General features: G+C 64.7%; 1 protein-coding gene. It reads left to right on the top strand.

Annotation, left to right across the window (positions count from 1 at the left end; genetic code table 11):
* Positions 1-63 precede the first annotated feature (63 nt).
* A protein-coding gene (locus P0652_RS18715) for an IS3 family transposase (protein ID WP_284180428.1) occupies positions 64-1,250 on the top strand; the annotation gives its coding sequence in 2 pieces (ribosomal slippage) (positions 64-316 and positions 316-1,250; 1,188 coding nt in all).
* Positions 1,251-1,268: the final 18 nt, after the last annotated feature.

The following is a 1,268-nucleotide window of genomic DNA, read 5'->3' as shown; positions in this document are numbered from 1 at the left end:
TGACCTGCCACTGAGATTTTCCTCCACATGGAGTTAGAGTCCGGCCCTGCTGAGGACGGACTGATGAAGCGAGCAAGATTCACGGAAGAGCAGATCATTGCGGTCTTGAAGGAGCACGAGGCCGGCGCGAGGACCGCCGACCTCGCCCGCAAGCACGGGATCTCGGAGGCGACCTTTTACAATTGGAAGGCCAAGTATGGCGGTATGGATGTCTCTGAGGCCAAGCGGTTGAAGGCGCTTGAGGACGAGAACGCGAAGCTGAAGAAGCTGCTGGCCGAGCAGATGCTGGATGTGGCCGCGATGCGGGAGCTTCTATCAAAAAAATGGTAGGGCCCGCCGTGCAGCGCGAAGCCGTCGCGCATCTGCGGGCCGTGATGGGCCTGTCGGAACGTCGGGCCTGCAGCATCGTCGGAGCGGACCGGAAGATGGTGCGCTACCAATCCTGCCGACCTCCGGACACGGAGCTGCGCGCCCGGCTGCGCGAACTAGCGAACGAACGCCGCCGCTTCGGCTACCGGCGGCTGTTCATCCTGCTCAGGCGCGAGGGCGAGCCCTCCGGCGTCAACCGCATCCACCGGCTCTATCGCGAAGAGGGCCTGTCCGTGCGCAAGCGCCGCGCCCGACGCAAGGCTGTGGGCGCACGGGCGCCGATCCTGATCGAGGCGACGCCGAACGCGCGCTGGTCAACGGACTTCGTCCACGACCAGTTCGCCAATGGGCGGCGCTTCCGCATCCTCAACATCGTCGATGACGTGACCAAGCAGTGCCTGGGCGCGATCCCAGACACCTCGATCTCTGGCCGGCGCGTGGCGCGCGAGCTGACGGCGATCATCGAGCGGCATGGCAAGCCGGGCATGATCGTCTCCGACCACGGCACCGAGTACACCTGCAACGCCATGCTCGCCTGGTGCAAAGACAACGGCGTCGACTGGCACTTCATCGCGCCAGGCAAGCCCATGCAGAACGGCTTCGTGGAGAGCTTCAACGGTCGCATGCGCGACGAACTGCTCAATGAAACGCTGTTCTTCGATCTCGACGACGCCCGAGCCAAGATCGCGGCCTGGGTCGCGGACTTCAACACCGCGCGCCCGCACTCGGCGCTCGGATACCTCACGCCTGCGGCCTATGCCGCTAACTTCACCGCAACGGGCGATCGGCTGCGCAACACCGACCAACTCCGCCGATCGCCCGTTGCTCCACCCGCGCCACAAGGCGTAAAACCCGCCGAGGCTCTAATCGCCGCTGGATGACAACTCAGTGGCAGGTCA

The sequence above is a fragment of the Rhabdaerophilum sp. SD176 genome (assembly GCF_030143245.1).
GTDB lineage: Bacteria > Pseudomonadota > Alphaproteobacteria > Rhizobiales > Beijerinckiaceae > Rhabdaerophilum.
The sequence above is the reverse complement of the archived record's forward strand: the minus strand, read 5'-3'. Positions and strand labels throughout refer to the sequence as shown.